24 protein-coding genes are annotated in these 20,298 nt (G+C 68.5%); 17 read left to right on the top strand and 7 right to left on the bottom strand.

Features of this window, described 5'->3' with window-relative positions; all coding sequences use genetic code 11:
- Positions 1 to 2 precede the first annotated feature (2 nt).
- From HKK72_RS39965 to HKK72_RS19930, 4 genes are read right to left on the bottom strand one after another with little or no spacing between them, the layout of a single operon-like run.
- Positions 3 to 533: a carbohydrate ABC transporter permease gene (locus HKK72_RS39965; protein ID WP_261986992.1), complete on the bottom strand. Its 531-nt coding sequence runs from the start codon at positions 531 to 533 to the stop codon at positions 3 to 5.
- 12 nt (positions 534 to 545) lie between these two features.
- Positions 546 to 812, bottom strand: coding sequence for a hypothetical protein (locus tag HKK72_RS39960; protein WP_222720904.1), 267 nt, complete (start codon positions 810 to 812; stop codon positions 546 to 548).
- A 10-nt stretch (positions 813 to 822) separates the two neighbouring features.
- Complete coding sequence (locus HKK72_RS19935) at positions 823 to 1,368, bottom strand: carbohydrate ABC transporter permease (protein ID WP_187235905.1); 546 nt, start codon at positions 1,366 to 1,368, stop codon at positions 823 to 825.
- On the bottom strand, positions 1,319 to 2,236 hold the full coding sequence (locus tag HKK72_RS19930; protein ID WP_187235904.1) for a LysR family transcriptional regulator: 918 nt from the start codon (positions 2,234 to 2,236) through the stop codon (positions 1,319 to 1,321). Before HKK72_RS19930 ends, HKK72_RS19935 begins: the two co-directional genes overlap by 50 nt.
- A gap of 146 nt (positions 2,237 to 2,382) precedes the next feature.
- Between HKK72_RS19930 and HKK72_RS19925 the strand changes: the two genes are divergently transcribed.
- From HKK72_RS19925 to HKK72_RS19885, 9 genes are all read left to right on the top strand, one after another.
- Positions 2,383 to 3,210 (top strand): NAD(P)H-binding protein, encoded by an 828-nt coding sequence (locus HKK72_RS19925; RefSeq protein ID WP_187235903.1) that lies wholly within the window; start codon positions 2,383 to 2,385, stop codon positions 3,208 to 3,210.
- Positions 3,211 to 3,214: 4 nt separating this feature from the next.
- Complete coding sequence (locus tag HKK72_RS19920; RefSeq protein WP_187235902.1) at positions 3,215 to 3,787, top strand: DUF1772 domain-containing protein; 573 nt, start codon at positions 3,215 to 3,217, stop codon at positions 3,785 to 3,787.
- A 173-nt stretch (positions 3,788 to 3,960) separates the two neighbouring features.
- Positions 3,961 to 4,104, top strand: a complete 144-nt coding sequence (locus tag HKK72_RS19915; protein WP_187235901.1) for a hypothetical protein — start codon at positions 3,961 to 3,963, stop codon at positions 4,102 to 4,104.
- Positions 4,101 to 4,685 carry a hypothetical protein gene (locus HKK72_RS41160; protein WP_261986988.1) on the top strand — a complete coding sequence of 195 codons (585 nt, stop codon included), beginning with the start codon at positions 4,101 to 4,103 and terminating at the stop codon, positions 4,683 to 4,685. The genes HKK72_RS19915 and HKK72_RS41160 overlap by 4 nt, the downstream gene beginning before the upstream one ends.
- 326 nt (positions 4,686 to 5,011) lie before the next feature.
- On the top strand, positions 5,012 to 5,977 hold the full coding sequence (gene bla / locus HKK72_RS19905; protein ID WP_187235900.1) for a class A beta-lactamase: 966 nt from the start codon (positions 5,012 to 5,014) through the stop codon (positions 5,975 to 5,977).
- Positions 5,978 to 6,085: 108 nt separating this feature from the next.
- Positions 6,086 to 6,700 carry a TetR/AcrR family transcriptional regulator gene (locus HKK72_RS19900; protein WP_187235899.1) on the top strand — a complete coding sequence of 205 codons (615 nt, stop codon included), beginning with the start codon at positions 6,086 to 6,088 and terminating at the stop codon, positions 6,698 to 6,700.
- On the top strand, positions 6,700 to 6,900 hold the full coding sequence (locus tag HKK72_RS19895) for a ferredoxin (protein WP_187235898.1): 201 nt from the start codon (positions 6,700 to 6,702) through the stop codon (positions 6,898 to 6,900). Before HKK72_RS19900 ends, HKK72_RS19895 begins: the two co-directional genes overlap by 1 nt.
- 1 nt (position 6,901) lies before the next feature.
- Complete coding sequence (locus HKK72_RS19890; RefSeq protein WP_187235897.1) at positions 6,902 to 8,170, top strand: cytochrome P450; 1,269 nt, start codon at positions 6,902 to 6,904, stop codon at positions 8,168 to 8,170.
- Between the two features lie 100 nt (positions 8,171 to 8,270).
- Positions 8,271 to 9,104, top strand: a complete 834-nt coding sequence (locus HKK72_RS19885) for an acyl-CoA thioesterase (RefSeq protein WP_187235896.1) — start codon at positions 8,271 to 8,273, stop codon at positions 9,102 to 9,104.
- A gap of 11 nt (positions 9,105 to 9,115) precedes the next feature.
- On the opposite strand, the gene HKK72_RS19880 is transcribed toward HKK72_RS19885, so the two are convergent.
- A complete protein-coding gene (locus HKK72_RS19880; RefSeq protein ID WP_187235895.1) occupies positions 9,116 to 10,081 on the bottom strand; it encodes an SDR family NAD(P)-dependent oxidoreductase in 966 nt (321 codons plus the stop codon).
- 55 nt (positions 10,082 to 10,136) lie between these two features.
- Here HKK72_RS19880 and HKK72_RS19875 point away from each other — a divergent pair, with 55 nt between their 5' ends.
- From HKK72_RS19875 to HKK72_RS19855, 5 genes are all read left to right on the top strand, one after another.
- Entirely contained in the window at positions 10,137 to 10,568 is a 432-nt protein-coding gene (locus HKK72_RS19875; protein WP_187235894.1) for a MerR family transcriptional regulator, read from the top strand.
- A gap of 167 nt (positions 10,569 to 10,735) precedes the next feature.
- A complete protein-coding gene (locus tag HKK72_RS19870; protein ID WP_187235893.1) occupies positions 10,736 to 11,770 on the top strand; it encodes an ion channel in 1,035 nt (344 codons plus the stop codon).
- A 190-nt stretch (positions 11,771 to 11,960) separates the two neighbouring features.
- The gene (gene argG / locus HKK72_RS19865) at positions 11,961 to 13,409 is read left to right on the top strand and encodes an argininosuccinate synthase (protein WP_187235892.1); all 1,449 of its coding nucleotides are present in this window, start codon (positions 11,961 to 11,963) and stop codon (positions 13,407 to 13,409) included.
- A 33-nt stretch (positions 13,410 to 13,442) separates the two neighbouring features.
- Positions 13,443 to 14,081, top strand: a complete 639-nt coding sequence (locus HKK72_RS19860; protein WP_187235891.1) for a LysE family translocator — start codon at positions 13,443 to 13,445, stop codon at positions 14,079 to 14,081.
- A 136-nt stretch (positions 14,082 to 14,217) separates the two neighbouring features.
- Positions 14,218 to 14,418 carry a heavy-metal-associated domain-containing protein gene (locus HKK72_RS19855; RefSeq protein WP_187235890.1) on the top strand — a complete coding sequence of 67 codons (201 nt, stop codon included), beginning with the start codon at positions 14,218 to 14,220 and terminating at the stop codon, positions 14,416 to 14,418.
- 72 nt (positions 14,419 to 14,490) lie between these two features.
- Here the strand turns inward: HKK72_RS19855 and HKK72_RS19850 are convergent, their stop codons facing one another.
- Complete coding sequence (locus HKK72_RS19850) at positions 14,491 to 16,095, bottom strand: GAF domain-containing sensor histidine kinase (RefSeq protein WP_187235889.1); 1,605 nt, start codon at positions 16,093 to 16,095, stop codon at positions 14,491 to 14,493.
- Between the two features lie 29 nt (positions 16,096 to 16,124).
- Here HKK72_RS19850 and HKK72_RS19845 point away from each other — a divergent pair, with 29 nt between their 5' ends.
- Positions 16,125 to 16,841 (top strand): response regulator transcription factor, encoded by a 717-nt coding sequence (locus HKK72_RS19845; RefSeq protein ID WP_315987345.1) that lies wholly within the window; start codon positions 16,125 to 16,127, stop codon positions 16,839 to 16,841.
- Between the two features lie 220 nt (positions 16,842 to 17,061).
- Here HKK72_RS19845 and HKK72_RS19840 read toward each other — a convergent pair whose 3' ends face one another.
- Positions 17,062 to 17,718, bottom strand: a complete 657-nt coding sequence (locus HKK72_RS19840; protein WP_187235913.1) for a response regulator — start codon at positions 17,716 to 17,718, stop codon at positions 17,062 to 17,064.
- A gap of 120 nt (positions 17,719 to 17,838) precedes the next feature.
- On the opposite strand from HKK72_RS19840, the gene HKK72_RS19835 reads away from it, so the two are divergent.
- Both HKK72_RS19835 and HKK72_RS19830 read left to right on the top strand, forming a co-directional pair.
- Entirely contained in the window at positions 17,839 to 19,545 is a 1,707-nt protein-coding gene (locus HKK72_RS19835) for a GAF domain-containing protein (RefSeq protein WP_187235888.1), read from the top strand.
- A gap of 410 nt (positions 19,546 to 19,955) precedes the next feature.
- Positions 19,956 to 20,298 (top strand): hypothetical protein (locus HKK72_RS19830; protein ID WP_187235887.1); only part of this gene is annotated, 343 nt, incomplete at its 3' end.

The raw sequence follows: 20,298 nt of genomic DNA, 5'->3' as shown, positions 1-20,298 counted from the left end.
AGCTATTTGATACCGGTGGAGGCGATGCCTTCGATGAAGAAGCGCTGGAGGGCGAGGAAGAGGACGAGGACGGGTACGACGACCACGACCGCGCCGGCGAGCAGCAGGCCGTAGTGGGTGGACTCGTGGTTGGAGAAGATGGCGAGCGCGACCGGCAGCGTGTAGCGGTCCTGGGTCTGGGCCACGACCGCCGGCCAGAGGAAGTTGTTCCAGGCGGCCAGGAAGGTGATCAGGCCGAGGGTCGCCAGCGGCGGCTTGCACAGCGGCATGACGATCCGGAAGAAGATCCGGAACTCGCCCGCGCCGTCGATGCGGGCCGCGTGCACCAGCTCGTCGGGGATCTCCGCCATGAACTGCCGCATGAGGAAGATCCCGAGCGGCATGACCAGATAGGGCAAGGCGATGCCGAAGATCGTGTTCACCAGGCCGAGATTCGTCACCACGACGAACTGCGGGATCATCAACACGATGCCGGGCACCATCATCTGCGCCATCACGAGGCCGAAGACGAGGTTGCGCGCGCGGAACGGCAGCTTGGTGAGGGCCTAGGCCACCATCGAGCAGAACAGGATGTTGGCCAGCACGATGACCGATGCCACCACGACGCTGTTCAGGAACACGGTCAGCAGGTCCATCCGGTCGAGCAGCTCGCGGTAGCCGACGAGCGTGGGCCGGTCCGGCAGGAACGTCGGCGGACTGCTGCGGATCTCCTGCTCGGGTTTGAACGAGCTGAGCACGGTCCAGCCGAACGGGGTGACGACCACGCCGAGACCCAGTGTGAGCAGGACGTACAGCACGACTCTTCTGATCATCGCCGGCTCCTCAGTGGTGTCTCGGCCGGAGCATCCGGAACTGCAGGAACGACAGGGCGACGATCACGGCGAAGAGCACGCTCGCCGCGGCTCCGGCGTAGCCGTAGTTGCCCACGCCGAACTGCTTGTAGATGGCGTACGACGCGGACAGGGTGCTGTCGAGCGGACCGCCCTGCGTCATGACCAGCGGCTCCTCGAGGAACTGCATGTAGCCGATGGTCGAGTAGACGGCGGTGAACAGCAGCGCCGGGCGCAGCATGGGCACAGTGACCTTGCGGAAGGTCGCCCACCGCCCGGCGCCGTCGACGCCGGCGGCCTCGTAGAGATCCCTCGGGATGCCCTGAAGAGCGGCGAGGAAGATCACCATGTCGAAGCCGAAGCCCCGCCAGGCCGCCATCACCACCAGCGACGGCAGCGCGGTGCGCTCGTCGGCGAGCCACGCCGGGCGCGGGGCGAAACGTAAGGGGGCGGGGATTTTCTTCGCGGGGCCGCGCCCCGACCGGGCCTCAGCCGGGGACCGGGGCCAGGAGCGGGTTGGGCGAGGTCGCGACGACATCGCGGGCGGCGCGGGTGAAGGCGCGGATCCGGTTCGTCTCCGCAGTGGTCCGCCAGATGAAGACGCGCTCCCTGACCAGCCCGTCACGGATGGGGATGTAGGCGACGTCCGGCCGGGTGTCGTACTTGCCGGCGTGGGCGGGGACGGGGAACATGCCCAGGCCCGCGCCGATGAGGGAGAGCATCTCCTGGACGGTGCTGAATTCGGGGCCGCGTTCGATCGGCAGCCCGGCGGGCGTCTTGCGGGGGACCAGGCTCTCGTCCATGTAGTCGGGAAGGGAGCGGGGACGCAGCACCTTGTCGCGGGCGAAATCCTCCAGCGAGACCGAGTCGCGCCGGGCGAGGCGGTGCCGGGCCGAGACGGCGAGCACGGAAGCTTCGCGGAACAGGACGGGACTGCAGGCGATGTCGGGTTCCGCGACCTTGACCGGGACGAGTATGACGTCGATCTCGTCGGCCCGGAGCACGGCGAGGAAGTCGCTGTAACGGGCCTCCACGATCTCGACCTGGCAGGCGGAATGCCGGGTGTGGAAGGTCGCGGCCACCTCGTGCAGAAGCTGGCCGACGGCGGTGCCGATGAAGCCGACCCGCAGCGTGCCGTCGATGCCGCGGCCGGCGGCGATCGCCCTCTCGATGCCCTCCAGGATCTGCTGGTGGGCGGGCCGCAGATCCTCGTCAAGGCGGCGCCCGATCGGCGTGAGCGCGACCCGGCGGCTGGTCCGTTCGAACAGTGCCGCCCCGATCTGGCGTTCCAGCTTCTTGATGGTCTGGCTCACCCGGGCGGTGGACACGTGCAGGCGTTCGGCGGTGCGGCCGAAATGCAGTTCGTCGGCCAGCGCCAGGAAGATCTCGATGTCGCGCCGCTCCACCGCGTCCTCCGATCGTGAACCTCTCGGTTAACGACCGTTGCACACCTGGCCGTTGTTGCCAACCCGGCTCCGCCCGATGGTTGAAGTGTCCGGCCCGCAGCACCCACGGCCGCAGCACCCAGGCCTCAGCAACAAGGAGCAGGAACATGACCCAGACACTGACGCTCGTCGTCGGAGGCACCGGCAAGACCGGTCGTCGCATCGTTCAGCGGCTGACCGCGAGCGACCGGCCCGTACGGATCGGCTCTCGATCCGGCGGGGTGCCCTTCGACTGGGAGGACCCGGCGACATGGGAGCCCGCGCTGGAGAACGTGGGGGCGGCGTACGTGTCGTACTACCCGGATCTCGCCGTGCCCGGAGCGCCCGAGGCGATCGGCTCATTCGCCGAGATGGCGCTGAAGTCCGGTACCCGGCGGCTGGTGCTGCTGTCGGGCCGCGGCGAGGAGGAGGCCCAGGCCAGCGAGGAGGTGCTGGCCGCCTCGGGCGCGGACTGGACGGTTCTGCGCTGCAGCTGGTTCAACCAGAACTTCAGCGAGAGCCACCTGCTGGACCCGATCGTGGCCGGCCATCTCTACCTGCCGGCCGGCGACGTGGGGGAGCCGTTCGTCGACGCCGACGACATCGCCGACGTGGCGGCCGCGGTGCTGACGCAGGACGGGCACCTCGGCCAGATCTACGAACTGACCGGCCCGCGCCTGCTCACGTTCGCCGAGGCCGCCGCCGTCATCGCCGCTGCCACCGGCCGCGACATCGGCTACACCCGGATCTCGGCGGCCGAGCTCACCGACTCCCTGACCGCCGAGGGCGTCCCCGCCGACGTCGTCGAGCTGCTGACCTACCTGTTCACCACCGTGCTGGACGGCCGCAACGCCCACCTGTGCGACGGCGTCCAGCGGGTCCTGGGCCGGCCTCCCCGCGACTTCGCCGACTACGCCCGAGACGCCGCCGCCACCGGCATCTGGAATCAGGAGTGACCTGATGAGAACTCTGCAATCCGCCGCGCTGCTGACCAGCACGATCACCACCGGGCTCATGGCCGGGTTCATGTTCGCCTATGCCTGCTCGGTGATGCCCGGCCTGGCGCGCTCGTCCGACCGCACCGTCGTCGAGGGGATGCAGAGCATCAACCGGGCGATCATCAACGGCTGGTTCATGCTCCCCTTCCTTGGGTCGATCCCCCTCATCGCCCTGGCGATGGTCCTGGCCTGGCGCGGCCACGGCCGGCCCGTGCTGCCCTGGATCATCGCCGGACTCGCGCTCTACCTGGTGGCGTTCTTCGTCACCATGGGCCTCAACGTCCCTCTCAACAACGAGCTCGACAAGGCCGGAGACCCCGCCCACATCACCGACCTCGCCGGGGTACGCCGGCACTTCGAAGACAAGTGGGTCACCTGGAACATCATCCGCACGCTGGTCCATACCGCAGCCTTCGGCTGCCTCGCCTGGGCCCTGGTCGTGTACGGGGCACACCGCGATCAGGCCCCATCCGCCGGTGAACCGTCCTCGACCCACCAACCGTCCGGCCCGGCCGCGACCCCGGACCGCAGCTGATCACAACGGAAGGGGCCCGGACCGTCGTCCGGGCCCCTTCCTCATCGCCCGTCCGTATCGCCCACCCGGATTCCCCTCTGTGGGGGAGGCCGACCGCCCGTACAGGGGAGGCGTCCCGCCCGGGCAGAGGCGATCTTGGACTACATGGAACGAACCTGGTGCGGGAGGCCGCGATGCCTCCGCTGAACAAGAAGCTGAAGATCAAACTGGGGTTGATCGCCGCCCTCACGGCGCTCATCGCCGGATCATTTCTGGCCACCGGATCGGGCGAGCCCGAGCCGGCCGCAGATCACCACACCACCGGGAGCGTCCGATGACCGCCATCGAGGCACCCGCCGACGCCAGACCGGCGACCAAGGGACTCGCGGCCAAGGGGCCTGCGGCCAAGGGGCCTGCGACCAAGGGGCCGGTGCCACGGTGGGCCGCCTGGGCCGCGGAGGCGACGCTGTGGTGCGCGCTGCCGGCGGGGATCTGGCGGATCCTGTTCGGTCTGGGCCTTCCGGCAGGTTTCACCGGCTCGCTGGATCCGCGGAACGGCGAGTGGCCGGCCATGCTGGCCTACGTGATCGCGTTGACCGTCGTTTCCGAGGCGGTGGCGTTTCTGAGCATGGGCCTGGTCCGGCCGTGGGGCGAGATCTGGCCGCGGTGGGTGCCATTCCTACGCGGCAGGCCGATCCGCCCGCCGGCGGCGATCATCCCTGCCGCGCTGGGCTCTGTCGCGCTGATGGTGATGTGGACGCCGTTGGCCTTCGGATTGCAGGTCGACAGCGACCCCGAACTGCCGCATGGCGCCAAGGCCGTGATCCTCTACCTGTGCTACCTGCCGCTGGTCGCCTGGGGGCCGTTGCTGGCGGCCGTGACCGTGGCATACGCCGTACGCCGTCAGCGCCATGGCTGAGCTATGATCGCTCGTCCGGCCGACCGGTGCGGCACATGTCAACGACAGATCCGATGGCTGATGACGAACGCTTCATCGGTAATTGCGGACATGCCGGGGCGCTGCAGCCGCTGCCGCGCCCTACGGTCGGCGAGGGCGAGCCGGTTCCTGACGGGGCACCACGGGCGGCGCGGGGACCGGTCCGGGGACCGGCTGGGGATCCACGGCTCTGACGTGTACTGATAGGCGGTTCAATATCGATCTGACTCAATGCCGATATTGGACGCCAGGTGAGCCGCTCTGGTCTGCTCTCCCAATCCGAAGATCCAGAGAGCGAGGAGCCCGGAATGCGATATCCACACCCCCAGCCGATCCGGACGGCGCTGGGAGCCGCGCTGGCCGTCACCACGCTGTTCGGCGCGGCCGCCTGCGGTACGGGCGGCACCGCCGGGAACGCGGCCCCGCAGAGCGGAACCTCGCAGATCGCGGTCGCGACACCGTCCCAGCGCACCGACGTACAGAAGGAACTGCGCAAGCTGGAGGCGTCCTTCAAGGGACGGATCGGCGCGTACGCACTCGACACGGCCACCGGCGCCACCATCACCCACCGCGGCGACGAGCGCTTCGGCATGGCTTCCACCTTCAAGGCGATGGTGGCCGCCGCGGTGCTCGACAAGGCGCGCCGCTTCGACCCGGGCCTGCTCGACCGGCTCATCCGGTGGGAGCAAAGCGATCTGGTGTCGAACTCGCCGGTCACCGAGAAGCACGTCGACACCGGTCTGACGGTCGCGCAGCTGTGCCACGCGGCCGTCACCGTCAGCGACAACACGGCGGGCAACCTGCTGTTGAAGCAGATCGGCGGCCCCGCGGGGCTGACGAGGTACTTCCGTACCCTCGGTGACCCGGTCTCCCGGCTGGACCGCTGGGAGACCGAGCTCAACGAATGGAGCCCGGGCGAGAAACGCGACACCACCATGCCCGCGTTCATGGGCCGGAACCTGGCCAAGCTCACCACCGGCAGCGCACTGGCCGAGCCGGACAGGGCGCGGCTGATCGGCTGGCTGCGCGCGAACACCACCGGCGACCGCCGCATCCGGGCGGGCCTGCCCAAGGACTGGACCGTCGGCGACAAGACCGGTACCCCGGGCGCGTACGGCGGCGCGCACGACATCGCGATCGCCTGGCCGCCCTCCGGCGCGCCACTGATCATCGCCGTCTACACCAACCGCCTGGCCGCCGACGGCGCCTCCGACGACTCCGTCGTCGCGACCACCGCCACCATCCTGGCGCGCGGCCTGGGCAAGATGAGTTGACCCTGGGTGTCTTGCCCGTCGTGAACCTCACGTTGGTACGCCGGCTTCGGCTCGCCCGGTCTCACGCAGGCTCTTGACGGGTCAAATGAACGCTCTTTTAATTCTTTCATGGGGCGCATCGCGGGTGTCACCGCCGCCGAGACCCGGGAGCGGCTGCTGCGTGCGGCCGCCGAGGTCTTCGCCGAGCGCGGGTACGACGGCACGCGCGTGGTCGAGATCGCAGCCGCAGCGGGCGTGAGCAACGGCGCGTTGTACGCGCACTTCGGCTCGAAGGCGGAACTGCTGGTGGCGGCGTTGCGTGCGCACGGGCGGCGTGTGCTCGGCGACCTGGTCGCCGCCGAACCCGACCGGCCGATCGCGGATGTGCTTCTCGCCGTCGGCCGGTGCCTTCCCCGCCGTCGCGACGCCCGCGGCTACCTCATCGTGGAGGCGCTGGTGGCGGCCCGGCGGGACGAGGACGTCGCCCGTCCGATGCGCGACGACATGGGCGAACGCGCCGACCTGGTCGCCGGGCTCGTGCGCGCCGCCCAATCCGGTGGCGAGTTGGACCCCGCACTGTCGCCGAACGCCATCGCCCATTTCTGCCTACTGCTCGCGATGGGCAGTGCGCTGGTCACGCCGGACCTGCATGCGGTCGGCGACGAGGAGTGGGCCGGGTTACTGGCCCGCCTCATGACCGTCCTCGCCCCGATCGACTCCACGGCACAGACGGGAGAGACGTAGTGAAAGTGCAGATCGACTCCGGGCGTTGCCAGGGGCACGGCCGCTGCTACGACCTGGCTCCCGACCTGTTCGGCGGCGACGACGAGGGCTACGGGACGGTCCTCGGTGACGGCATCGTGCCGCCAGGCAACTCCCGCGACGCACGCCTGGCGGCGTCCAACTGTCCCGAACGTGCGATCGACGTCCTCGAGGAGGCGTGACATGACCGCCGACGACCGCTTCAGCCAGGACGTCTGGAACGAACGCGAAAGGCAGCTCGGCGAGCGCAGCGAGATCGTCACCGGTCAGGTGTCGGACTGGGCCACCGACTTCTCCCATCTCGAGCCGGAGTGGGCCGCCGATCCCTACCCGATACAGGAGGAGCTACGGCAGCGCTGTCCGATCGCGCACACCGAGCGGTTCGGCGGGGGATGGCTTCCGACCCGCCACGATGACATCGCGGCGATCGCCTACGACACCGAGCGGTTCTCCTCGCGGGCGATCATCATGAGCAACTACCGGCCGCCGCGCGAGCTGGCGCCGGTAGGCGGCGCGCCGCCTATCTCGTCCGACCCGCCGTTCCATCACGGCGCCCGCAAGCTGCTGCTTCCGGCGTTCACCAAGGTCGCGGTCACCAAGCAGGAGCCTGCCACCCGGGCGTTCTGCCACTCGCTCGTCGACGCCTTCGAGGGGCGGGACGTCGTCGACGCCGCACACGACTACGCCCAGCACATTCCGATGCGCGTCATCTCCGACATGCTGGGTTTCCCTCCCGAGGACGGGCCGCAGTTCCGCGAGTTCGTCGAGAACGTGCTCGAAGGCGTCAACCTGCCGCCTGAGGAACGAGTCGCACGGATATCGCAGCTGTTCGAGTACCTGCTCGTCCAGATCCGTGATCACGTCGAGAACCCGCGCGACGACCTCACGACCTATCTGATCAACGCCGAGCTCGACGGCCACAAGCTCGAACCGTCCCACGTCGCCGGCACGATGGCCCTGCTGCTCATCGCCGGCATCGACACGACGTGGAGCGCGATCGGCGCGTCGCTCTGGCACCTGGCGAAGACTCCGGACGACCGCGAGCGCCTCGTCGCCGAGCCCGGGCTGCTGCCGACCGCGATGGAGGAGTTCCTCCGGGCCTACGCGCCGGTCACGATGGCGCGGCTGGTGAAGGAGGACATGCACTGGCACGGCGTCGACATGAAGGCCGAGGACTGGGTCCTGCTGTCGTTCCCGGCGGCCAACCGTGACCCGGCGCAGTTCGACCGCGCGGACGAGGTCGTCATCGACCGTGAGGTGAACCGGCATGCCGCGTTCGGTCTTGGCATCCACCGCTGCGTGGGCTCACACTTGGCCCGGATGGAACTGCGGGTCGCCCTCGAGGTCTGGCTCGAACGGATCCCCGCTTTCACCCTTGCGGACCCGTCCGCGGTGACCTGGGCCGCGGGCCAGGTCCGTGGACCGCGTACCCTCCCGATCCGCGTCGGCTGACCGAAGGCCGGGCGGGTCATGACCGGCGAGACCGTACGGTCGGCTCCCGCCTGATCCGGCTCCCGCCAGATCTGGCGCCATCGTCTGGATGAGAGGCCTCGTGACCGACACATCACCGTTCCGGACCGCGCTGGAACTGCGGCGACTGGACGGCGATCGGTTCCTTGCCTACCCGAACGGGTTCGGGCGGGAGCGGCTGTTCGGCGGCCAGGTGGTGGCGCAGGCTCTGCGCGCCGCGGGCCTCACCATCGGCGCGCCCAGAGACGTGCACTCGCTCCACTCCTATTTCCTCCGGCCCGGCCGGCCGGAGGAGCCCTTGCGCTTCGAGGTGACCAGAACGCGGGATGGGCGCGCGTTCTCCACGCGGAACGTGACCGCCCACCAGGAAGGCAAACCGATCTACGAAATGATCGCGTCCTTCCACGATCCCGAGCCCGGCGAGGACTGGCCGCCGCCCGCCCCGCCGTCCGTGCCATTGCCGGATGACCTCCGGCCGGTGCGGTTCTCCAGGCTGTTCGGCGACGACCGGTCCGTCGAGATCCGTCCGGTGGACCAGTCCGGTTCCGGCTCGTTCCCGATATCCCACCCCTTCTGGGTTCGGGTGACGATGTCCATCGGCACGGAAGCGGCAATGCACGCGTGCATGCTCGCCTACCTGTCGGACATCGCCGTCGTGCGCGCGGCCCGGGCGCCGGGATCGACGGCACGATACGACCTGAGGGTGAGCCTCGATCACTCGATCTGGTTCCACCGGCCGCCCCGGGTCGACGAATGGCTGCTGTACTCCATGGACCCCGTCGCCCATGTCGGCACCCGCGGTCTGGCTCAAGGCTCGATCCGGACCGTCGAGGGGACGTTGATCGCTTCAGTGGCCCAGGAAGCCCTCCTCCGGCCCGCCGCCGATCACGTCGCCCCCAGGGCATCACGGAACTGACCTACGTTGCCTCAGGCGGCCGTCACGAACGCGTTCACGCCGGTGAGCTCCGACGAGAGCGTCCACAGGCGGGCAGCCTGTTCGGGGTCGGTCGCGTGGTCGCGCACACCGGCCCCGATGTCGTTCACCGCAGACTCGGCGATATCGCAGTCCTCGCAGTAGACGCCGCCCATGCCCGCCAGTCGCGGTGAGGTAGCGGCCCACACCTGCGTGGCCGCACCCTGCGCAGGGGTCTTGAAATCGGTGGCCGCGAGGTTGCCGTCCTCGTCGATCCAACCGAGCGCGACCATCTCTTCCCTGGGGAGGTGGCGCTGCAGCGGAGTGAGGATGGAGCCGGGATGCAGCGAGAACGCTCGCACCCCGGCGCTCCGGCCGAGAACGTCGAGTCGCACGGCGAACAGTACATTCGCCGTCTTCGCCTGCGCGTAGGCCTGCCACCTGTCATAGCCGTGCTCGAACGCCACGTCGTCCCAGCGAATCCCTGAGGCATGGTGTGCGGCGGAGGAGACTGCGACGACGCGAGCTCCGTCGCCGTTCGCGATCGCGGGCCAGAGCAGGTTGACGAGCGCGAAGTGGCCGAGGTGATTGATCGCGAACTGCGCTTCCCAGCCTGGGCCGACGCGTGTCTCGGGGCAGGCCATGACCCCGGCATTGTTGATCATTATGTCGATATGACGCCCCGAGGCGACGAAGCGTTCGGCGAACCGGCGCACGCTCTCGAGGTCTGCGAGGTCGACCTCGTCGACCTCGACTCCGTCGATGCTTTTGACCGCCTCCTGAGCGGTCGCGCGTCGCCGAGCGGGGACGACGACGTGAGCACCGGCACTGGCGAGCGCGCGAGTGGTCTCCAGACCGAGGCCCGAGTAGCCGCCGGTGACGATGGCGAGCTTTGCGGAGAGGTCGATTCCGCGCAGGACGCCGTCTGCGGTGCTTTGGGCGCCGAACCCGGATCCGATCTTGTGCTGAGGTGTTGTCATGAACCGGACGCTAAATGCTAGAGCACGGTCGAGGTCAATGACCTAGGGTCGGCCCATGACCGGCACCGCACGGGAATTGAGCATCGGACAGGTCGCCGAACTCACCGGCTTGAGCATTCACACGCTGCGGCTCTACGAACGTGAAGGCCTCCTGATCAGTCCGGTGAGACGGCTTGCGAACGGTCGTCGCGTCTACCGCGAATGGGACGTGGATTGGCTGGCCAACTGCATGAGGTTCCGCGCGTCCGGGATGCCACTCGCCGCGATCCGGTGCTACGTCGAACTGGTCCGTCAGGGCCCTGGCAACGAAGATGAGCGACTCGCGCTCCTGCGCCGGCACCGACAACAGGTCGTCGGTCAGATCGCGCAGCTCACCGATTGCCTCGAGCTGATCGACCATAAAGTCGGAATCTACGAAGAGCACTTGGCGCACGGCACGGCGCGCGATCTTTGGAGCGCCCCGTCGACCGGCATCGAAGATGCGTAGGCGCTCAGGCCGGATGTGATCGATACGGAAAGGTGCCGTTGGCCGGACAGGCCACGTTCGCCGTTCGCCCATGTGATGCGCGGTGGATCTCTGCGTTGTTAGGGGCTGCTTCGGGGATTTGACCCGGTTAGGGTGGCGGCACCGGAGCGTGCCGTACAGGAGGAAGCGTGCCGATCGTACTTGCCCGCTTGCTCGCCCGAGTCGCGGTGCTGGGGACATGGTGGACGCCGGTTCTCGTCTTCAGCCTCGTGTTCGTGACGAGCTGGCCCTTGATGGCGCTCGCCGAGCCCGCGGGCAGTGAGATCGCCGAGCCGGCGAACTACTGGTGGTACTTCGTGGTCACCGCCGCGACCGTCGGGTACGGCGACCTGTATCCGAAGTCGGGCGGGGGCCATTTCGTCGGCGTGTACGTCATCGTCGGCGGCATCGCGACGCTGACGACGGTGTTCGCCAAGTTGTCGACGGCGCTGGCACAAGCGAGGGGACGAAGAATGCAGGGTGCCATCACGGTCGAGGCGTCGGACCACATCGTGCTGCTCGGCTACACGCCGGGACGGACCGAGGAAATGGTGGACGAGCTGATCGCCGACGGTTCGAGTCGCATCGTGCTCTGCGCCTGGAACGACGTGCTGACGCATCCGATGCCCGACCGCGACGTCATGTTCGTGCGCGGTGATCTGACCGACGACGGCGTGCTGCGCCGGGCCGGCGTGCAGCGGGCGTACAGCGTGCTGGTCGACGCCCGCGACGACAACGAGGCACTGGCCGTCGCGGTCACCGCCGACCACGTCGCCGAGGGCGCCCATCTCGTCGTCGCGTTGCGTGACATCGGCAGGGTCCGGCATCTGCGCTATGTCGACGAGGCCGTGCGCTGTGTCCAGTGGCACAGCCCTCGCATGATCACCGAGGAGTTGAAGGATCCCGGCATCACCGAGATCTACACGCAACTGATGACCCACGGCGGCGCGGACACCTATTCGGTGCGGTTGCCGGAGTCTCTGGGCCCGGTGCTGGTCGATCGCTGTCAGACCTCGCTCGGCCGGCGATACGGCGCCACGATGCTGGCCGCGCGTACCGGTGACACGCTGCTCGTCAATCCAAGCTGGCAAACCGAACTTTCGGCGGGGGCCGTCCTCTACTACGTCGGTTCTCGCCGCCTCACCCACGACGACATCGCGACGGCGTTGCGCGAGGCCGACTGACCGTCACTCGGCACCCGGACGGGGCGGCACGATAAAGGCAGGCCGCCGATACGACGGCAGATGCGCCGGTGGGCCATGTGAATATGTGAGCAAATTGTCGCCTCACGTGATGACCGTTCGGCCACGGCGTGGCACGGACGCCCACAGGGCGAGGTTGCATGTTCATTCACTGGCATGCATACTTCTACTTATGTCCAAGGTGCTCACTTCCCTGCCTGTCGGCGAGCGCGTCGGGATCGCCTTCTCGGGTGGCCTCGACACCTCGGTAGCGGTCGCGTGGATGCGCGACAAGGGTGCGGTGCCGTGCACCTACACCGCCGACCTCGGCCAGTACGACGAGCCCGACATCGCCTCGGTGCCAGGGCGCGCCACGTCGTACGGCGCGGAGGTCGCCCGACTGGTCGACTGCCGGGCGGCCCTCGTGGAGGAGGGGCTCGCGGCCCTGACCTGCGGGGCGTTCCACATCCGGTCGGGTGGCCGCAGCTACTTCAACACGACCCCGCTGGGGCGGGCGGTCACCGGCACCCTGCTCGTACGCACGATGCTCGAAGACGACGTGCAGATCTGGGGCGACGGCTCGACCTTCAAGGGCAACGACATCGAGCGGTTCTACCGCTACGGCCTCCTGGCCAACCCCTCGCTGCGGATCTACAAGCCGTGGTTGGACGCCGACTTCGTCAGCGAACTCGGCGGCCGCAGGGAGATGTCAGAGTGGCTGCTCGCCCACGGCCTGCCTTACCGGGACAGCTCGGAGAAGGCCTATTCCACCGACGCGAACATCTGGGGCGCGACCCACGAGGCCAAGGCGCTCGAGCACCTCGACGCGGGCATCGAGATCGTCGAACCGATCATGGGCGTGCGGTTCTGGGACCCCAGCGTCGAGATACCCGCCGAGGACGTCACGATCGGCTTCGAGCAGGGGCGACCGGTGACGATCGACGGCAAGGAGTTTTCCTCGGCCGTCGACCTGGTGCTGGAGGCCAACGCCATCGGCGGCCGGCACGGCATGGGCATGTCCGACCAGATCGAGAACCGCGTCATCGAGGCCAAGAGCCGAGGCATCTACGAGGCACCGGGAATGGCGTTGTTGCATGCCGCGTACGAACGGCTGGTCAACGCGATTCACAACGAGGACACCCTCGCCGCCTACCACAACGAGGGGCGGCGGCTCGGCAGGCTGATGTACGAAGGCCGCTGGCTGGACCCGCAGGCACTGATGCTTCGCGAGTCGCTGCAGCGCTGGGTCGGTATGGCGGTCACCGGCGAGGTGACCATGCGACTGCGGCGCGGTGAGGACTACTCAGTGCTGGACACCGCCGGACCGGCGTTCAGCTACCACCCGGACAAGCTCTCCATGGAGCGGACCGAGGACTCCGCCTTCGGGCCGGTGGACCGGATCGGCCAACTGACCATGCGCAACCTCGACATCGCCGACTCTCGCGCCAAGCTCGAGCAGTACGCCCGACTCGGCTTGGTCGGCAGCTCGCACCCGGCGTTGATCGGTGCCGCGCAGGCGGCCTCGACCGGACTGATCGGCGCCATGCCCGAGGGCGCGGCAGAGGCGATCGCCTCGCGTGGAAAGGTCTCCGACGACGACGAGTTGCTCGATCGCGCCGCCATGGAGTTCGGCACCGACTGACCCCACCATGCCGAGTTGAGTACGGTGGCATCCGTGGCAATCAGTACTGCGTTGTGGTCCTTCGCCCTGGTTGTAGGGCTTCTCACTCTCACTCCCGGTCTCGACACCGCTCTCATCCTGCGTACCGCGGCGCTCGGCCGCCGCAAGCGGGCGTGGGGCGTCGTCCTGGGAATCCAGACCGGCACGCTGCTCTGGGGGGCGCTCACCTCGCTCGGAGTGACCGCTCTGCTCACCGCCTCACACGTGGCGTACGAGGTCCTGCGCTGGGCGGGCGCCGCCTACCTGCTGTGGATGGGCGCCCGCATGTTCATCGACACCTGGCGAGGCCGCTCCGCTGCGGGTGCCGATGAGGCCGAAGCCCTGACCGGCACGGACAAGGCGCTCGCGGGCTGGCGTCAGGGCATGCTCACCAATCTCCTCAATCCGAAGGTGGGCGTGTTCTACGTCGCCGTCCTGCCCCAGTTCATCCCAGCCGGCGCACCGCACCTGGGGATGGGCCTGCTACTGACCGGGGTGCACATTCTCCTCGGACTCACCTGGTCGGCGCTGCTCATCGTCTTCGCGCGCGTCTTGCGCGGGTGGCTCCAAAGACCCCAGGCCCGGCGCGTGCTGGACCGCATCACCGGCACCGTTATCGTCGGATTCGGCCTGCGCCTCGCCGCAAGCAAGTGACACGGCGGCGTTGTAGGCCGCCGGGACGAGAAGTGGCTGAACCTCGGGCGCGGCGTGTACGTACCATCGGGCGTACCGCTGCCTGATAACCCGGGGTTTCGTGACCGGGTCACGCCTTTGGCGAATAGGAGTCTCCATGGCGACCGCCACCTTCAATGTCTCCGGGATGAGCTGCGGGCACTGCGCCAATGCCGTTACCGAGGAGCTGTCGCGGTTGGCGGGAATCGAGCATGTCGACGTCGCCGACGGTCTTGTCAGGGTGAGCGGAGGCGGGCAGATCGACGACGAGAGCATCTGCGCTGCGATCGAGGACGCCGGATACGCCGTGGTGTCGTGAACGGCGGTCACTGGCACATCGCCTGAGTGGCTTCCATCCGGCGTCAGCGATTTATCGAACTGAGGGCCGATTTCAATGCACCGCTCGGCCCACCGATGCAACGAATCTCGCGCTGTCGGCGCCCAACTCGTGCTCGGGCGAGCATGGTAGTGCGATCTGCAATGTGGTGCCGTGGTGTAGGGGGCTGCGGACCTCTATCGTTCCGCCCATCACCTCGACGCGGTCGATCAGCCCGGTCAGGCCGGAGCCGCGTACGGGGTCGGCGCCGCCGACGCCGTCGTCTCGTACCAGCAGATGGAGCCCATCATCCCGGGCTTCGGCATGGATGTGCACGACCGAGGCCTTCGCGTATTTTGCCGCATTGGCCAAGGCCTCCGCGATGACGTAGTAGGCGGTCACCTCAATGGCTTCGCCTAGGCGGAGGTCCAGGTGCAGGTCGAGTTCCACCGGTACGGCGGAGCGGCGACCCAAGGTCTTGATCGCCGGGCCCAGACCTCCTTGAGCGAGGATGGCCGGGTGAATCCCGCGGGAGATGTCCTGGAGGTCGGTCAGCGCACTGCCGAGCCCGCTCTGCACCGCGGACAGTCGTGCTCTGAGCTGGGGCTGCCCCTCCGGCAGATCGGCCTCAGCGGCGCGCAGATTGAGGGCGAGGGACACCAGCTGCTGCTGGATGCCGTCGTGCAGGTCCCGCTCGATGCGTTTGCGCGTCTGGTCGGCGGCGGCGACGAGCCGCGCTCGTGAGGCGGTCAGTTCACAGCGGGCCTGGGCATTGGCGATAACGGCCGCGATCAGTTCGGTGTACTCGCAGATGCGCGCCTCGGCATTGCCGGTGAGCGGCTCGCGCCGGGTGGAGAAGCCGACCATCACTCCCCACAGATGGTTGTCGACGATGATCGGCGCACCGATCGCCGAACGCACCCCATGCTTACGCAGGAAGGCGGCAAGCGGACCTGGCGCACCGGTGAAGTCATCGATCCGCGCAGGCTTGCCGGTCCGTGCCACCAGGGCGAGGACGTTGTGGCCTTCGATGTCCCAGCGGCTGCCGACGGGCATTTCCGCCGTACATGGGTCGCCGAGATTGCTGCAGAATGCCACTACGGTCACCGAGCCGTCCGGTTCGAAGCGGAGCATCCTCGCGCCATCGATGTCCAGGATCCGGCACAGCTCTTGGGTCACGGTGTTGCAGACCACGAACGGCGGCGCACCGTGTGCGACGACGGTGGCCACCCGCCGCAACGCGCCCAACTGGTCGTCTCGGCACTCCAGCGACGCGGACATGGCGTTGAGCGCCCGCCGCAGTTCACTCGTCTCACCGACTGCGGCCTCATCCGCACCCGCCGACGGCTCGCCGTCGGCCGAGCGGTCGACCATGCCGAGCGCCCGGCGAACCGGCCGGCCGGCTTCCCGGATGAGGCAACCGGCGATGATTCCCGAGAAGAAGACCGAGGCGACCACAGCACCCAGCAAGACGGCAGTCGCCCACCCGGCAGCAGCAACGACAGCCCCTTGATCCGCCATCGCCACACCCTGCTCGAACCCGCCCAACGGGTAGCGCTTCACGAGCCCCACCGCCTCCTTGGGCTTGGTGATCGAGATCAGCAGGGCGACCGATATCGGACTGAAGACGATCACAAGGACGCTGCCCGCGATCACGACGCGGCGAGTCACGGCACCCATACCCCCCTCCGTTCCAACAGAGAGATATCGTGAACATCACGATGGAGTCCCCGCGTTCCTCCAGCTCAGGACACGGCAGCGACGCTCCGCTGATACACCGTGGGCGTCTGATCGTGGCCGAGGACGATGTGCTGCTCCGTGAGGGCTTGGTGTGCCTACTCCACAAGTCCGGTTTTGAGGTAGTGGCGCAGACCGACGACGGCATGCGGCTACTCGAGATGGTCCGCAGGCATCTCCCCGATCTTGTGATCATCGACATCCGAATGCCACCGAGCTTCACCACAGAAGGCCTCGACGCGGCCCGGGCCATCCGCGAACGGTTCCCACAGGTCGCCATACTCCTGCTCTCAGCATACGTCGACCTCGACCACGCCATGAAGCTGCTGGCCCGCGGTGATCGCGTGGGCTACCTGCTCAAGCGCCGCATCACCGACGTGGAGGAGTTCGTCGAGACACTCGCCCGCATCGCCAAAGGCGGATCGGTCGTCGACCCCTCACTGGTGCAGGAGCTCATCGCCGCCCGGCACCGCGACGATCCGCTGGCCGAGCTCAGCTCGCGAGAACGCGAGGTGCTCGCGCTAATGGCCGAGGGACGCTCCAACGCGGGCATCGCCCGCAAGCTCTCGGTCACCGAAGGGACCGTGGAAAAACACGTGCGGAGCATCCTCGTCAAACTCAAACTGCCGGAGACCGACGTCGATCACCGCCGGGTCCTCGCCGTCCTGACCTTCCTCGAGACCCGCTAGCTCATGAAGGCCTGCGGCGCCTCGTCGCCGCGACCTTCCAGCCGGCCGGCACCCGGATTCCGGTTAGCCGCAATGCGATCGAAGATACTGTCCGCGGACGCGATCAAGGCGATGCTCCCGGCTGGGGCGGTTGCGGGCTGATCGATGCGATCGACCTGGCCGGACACTCTCGGGCACGCCTCCGGATACGGCCGGTGCTCCGCCGCAGGCCTTCCCGGAGCTAGCGGCTCTCGAGGAAGGTCAGGACGGCGAGGACTCGGCGGTGGTCGGCGTCGGTTTCGGGTAGGCGGAGTTTGATGAGGATGCTGCGTACGTGTTTTTCGACGGTGCCTTCGGTGACCCAGAGTTTGCGGGCGATGCCGGCGTTGGAGCGCCCTTCGGCCATGAGGGCGAGTACTTGGCGTTCTCGTGGGCTGAGGTGGGCGAGGGGGTCGTCGCGGTGCCGGGCGGCGACGAGTTCCTTTACCAGTGAGGGGTCGACGATCGATCCGCCTTTGGCGATGTGGTCGAGTGTTTCGAGGAATTCGTTGACGTCGGTGACGCGGGTTTTGAGGAGGTAGCCGACGTGGTCGCCTCCGGCCAGGAGTTCCATGGCGTGTTCGAGGTCGACATATGCTGAGAGCAGGAGTATGGCGACCTGTGGGAACCGTTCGCGGATGGCCCGGGCCGCGTCGAGGCCTTCTGTGGTGAAGCTCGGTGGCATTCGGATGTCGATGATCACGAGATCGGGGAGATGCCTGCGGACCAGTTCGAGCAGTCGCACGCCGTCACCGGCCTGCGCCACGACCTCGAATCCCGACCGGGTGAGCAGGCTCGCCAGACCCTCACGGAGCAGCACGTCGTCATCGGCCACGACCAGACGCCCACGGTGTGCCATCGGGCCGTCATCGCCGAGCCCCGAGCCGGGTGAACGCGGTCCCTCCATCGTCATGGCCACGATATCCGCTGACCAGCCACCCGGGGAAACGTCGTCCGATCCGTCGGATCGGAGGTCGGCATGAGTGGTTCGACTCGCCACGTCGTGTTCGCGGGCTGTCTGCTGGCGCTCAGCATCAGTGCGCTGTTCATGACGCTGCTGGTCCCGATCGCCCAGATGCGCGAGGACGCCGCGCGGGGTGAGCGTGCGATTGAGATCGCCCAGGCGACGGAGTCCCTTTTGCGTGAGCACCCGGCGCCGCCCGCCGACGAGGCCCGGCGGGGGCTCTCGGGCGCCGGCCCGATGTTGATGGTGTGGACCGGCGGCGAGGGACGCGATACCGGCGCGTCGCAGGGCCGGCTCGACCGGGTCGTCGCGGCCGAGCGGGCCGTTGCCACGGCCGACGAGCGGACCGCGGTCGCCGAAGCCGGGTGGGTGACCCACGCCGTCCTGGGCGGCTTGGCCGTGTCGGCCGTCCTCATCGCCCTCTTCTCCGGCTACCTCGTGCGGACGGTCACCCTGCCCGTGCGACGGGCGGCCGGCATGTGCGATCGCCTGGCCGACGGTGACCTCTCCGTCCGGGTCCCCGAGAACGCGACCGGTGAGATCCGCGAGCTCCAGCGGGCGTTCAACGCCATGGCCGCCTCGCTGGAGCGCCGGAACGAAGAGCGGGTCGCGCTGCGGCGGGTCGCGGTGATCGCCGCGCACAGTGCGCCGCCGCTCGTGATCTGCAACGCCGTGACCGAGGAACTGTGCCGGGTGCTCGACATCGACGGCGCGAGAATGTTCCGCTATGACCCCGACGGCCTGGCGACCGTGGTCGCCACCCGCAGCACGGTCGAGGGGGAGATGCTGGTAGGCAGTCGCTGGCCGATCGACGGCGACAACATCGCCGCCATGGTCGCGCGGAGCGGAGAGCCCGTACGGCTGGACGACTACACCGGCGCCTCCGGCCCGATCGCCGCCTTCCTGCGCGATCATGGCATCGGCTCGGCGGTCGGCGCGCCGATCGTCGTGGACGATCGTCTCTGGGGAGTCCTGGTCGGCTTCCGCGAGGCGGGCAAGCCGCTCGCCCGCGAGACCGAGGCGCGCATCAGCGAACTCACCGAGCTGGTCGCCACAGTCATCGCCAACGCCCAGGCTCGCGCCGACCTGACCGCCTCGCGGGCCCGGCTCGTCGCCGCGGCCGACCAGGCGCGGATACGCATCGAGCGTGATCTGCACGACGGCGTCCAGCAGAGGCTGGTCTCGCTCGCCCTCAGTCTCCGCGCCGCCGAGGAGAGCGTGCCGGCCGCGCTGCCCGACCTGAGAACACAGTTGTCCGCCGTGACCAATGGGCTGGCCGGCACGCTGTCCGACCTCCGGGAGGCCTCGCGCGGCATACACCCGGCGATCCTCTCGGGTGGTGGTCTGGGTCCTGCGATCAAGGCGCTGGCGCGCCGCTCCACCGTCCCCGTCGAGCTCAGACTGCGGATCCGGACCCGCCCATGCGAAAGCATCGAAGTGGCCGCCTACTACGTCGTCGCGGAGGCCTTGGCGAATGCGGCGAAGCACGCGAAGGCCTCGATCGTTCATGTCGAGGCCGAGGTCCGGGACGACTGGCTGCACCTGCTGGTGTGGGACGACGGCGTGGGCGGCGCGGACCTGGCGCGCGGCTCCGGCCTGATCGGGCTGATCGATCGCGTCGAGGCGGCGGGCGGCACGATGAAGGTCACCAGCCACGTGAATCAGGGCACCTCGCTACAGGTGTCACTCCCGTGTCGCCCCATACCGGGGGCGCTCATCTGAGCCACACCCCGGTGGGCGGAGTTCCGCGGCTCTCGCACCACACATGATCACTTGTCGAGCAGCATCGTCCCCGCTAGCGGTAATCGGGCGATGCCCGCAGGCCGCAACCCGCAGATGCCCGGTAGCGGCAAAGACGGGCGGCCCATCATGAGCCAAGCTGGAGAGGCCGCTCACTGGAGCGAGTCAGATAAGCGACAGAAACGGGTCTGTGCACATGAAGGGACGCGCCACACGCCAGGTACAAGTCCGAAAGGGCCACCGGACGACCTCCAGCGAACGTCATGAGCGCGATGCCCCGGCCTCGGACGACCCGAGGGATCCGGACATCGTCCGGGCCAAGCGGGCCCAGATGAAGTCCGCCCGAGTGAAGTCGGCACCGATCACCTCGGCACGGCGTCGCCGGGCGCGTTGTGGCTAGCACGCGCCGGCCGCGCAGCCGGCCTCCGCCCGACCCGCGTCTCGGCAGGCCGGCCGCCGGTCTGCTCGGTCACCTGGCCGCCGTCGTAAAGGGGGGCGTCGACCGGCTGCGCCCGCGGTCGATCCGCGGGCGCATGGCGCTTCTGGCGACCGTCATGGCCGTGCTCCTGCTCGCGCCCGCGGGACTGATCGCGGCCATACTGGCGCGTCAAGCCCTCACCAAGGCCATCTGGCTGGAGGCCCGCGAGCAGGCGGTGCTCACGGCGGCGAGCGTCCGCGATGGGCGGTGGGCCGATCCGGTCGTGCCGCGTGTCGCCGGGATCGACCTGATCCAGG

Origin of the sequence: Actinomadura sp. HBU206391, from assembly GCF_014323665.1 — a bacterium.
Taxonomy (GTDB): domain Bacteria; phylum Actinomycetota; class Actinomycetes; order Streptosporangiales; family Streptosporangiaceae; genus Actinomadura_C.
The sequence above is the reverse complement of the archived record's forward strand: the minus strand, read 5'-3'. Positions and strand labels throughout refer to the sequence as shown.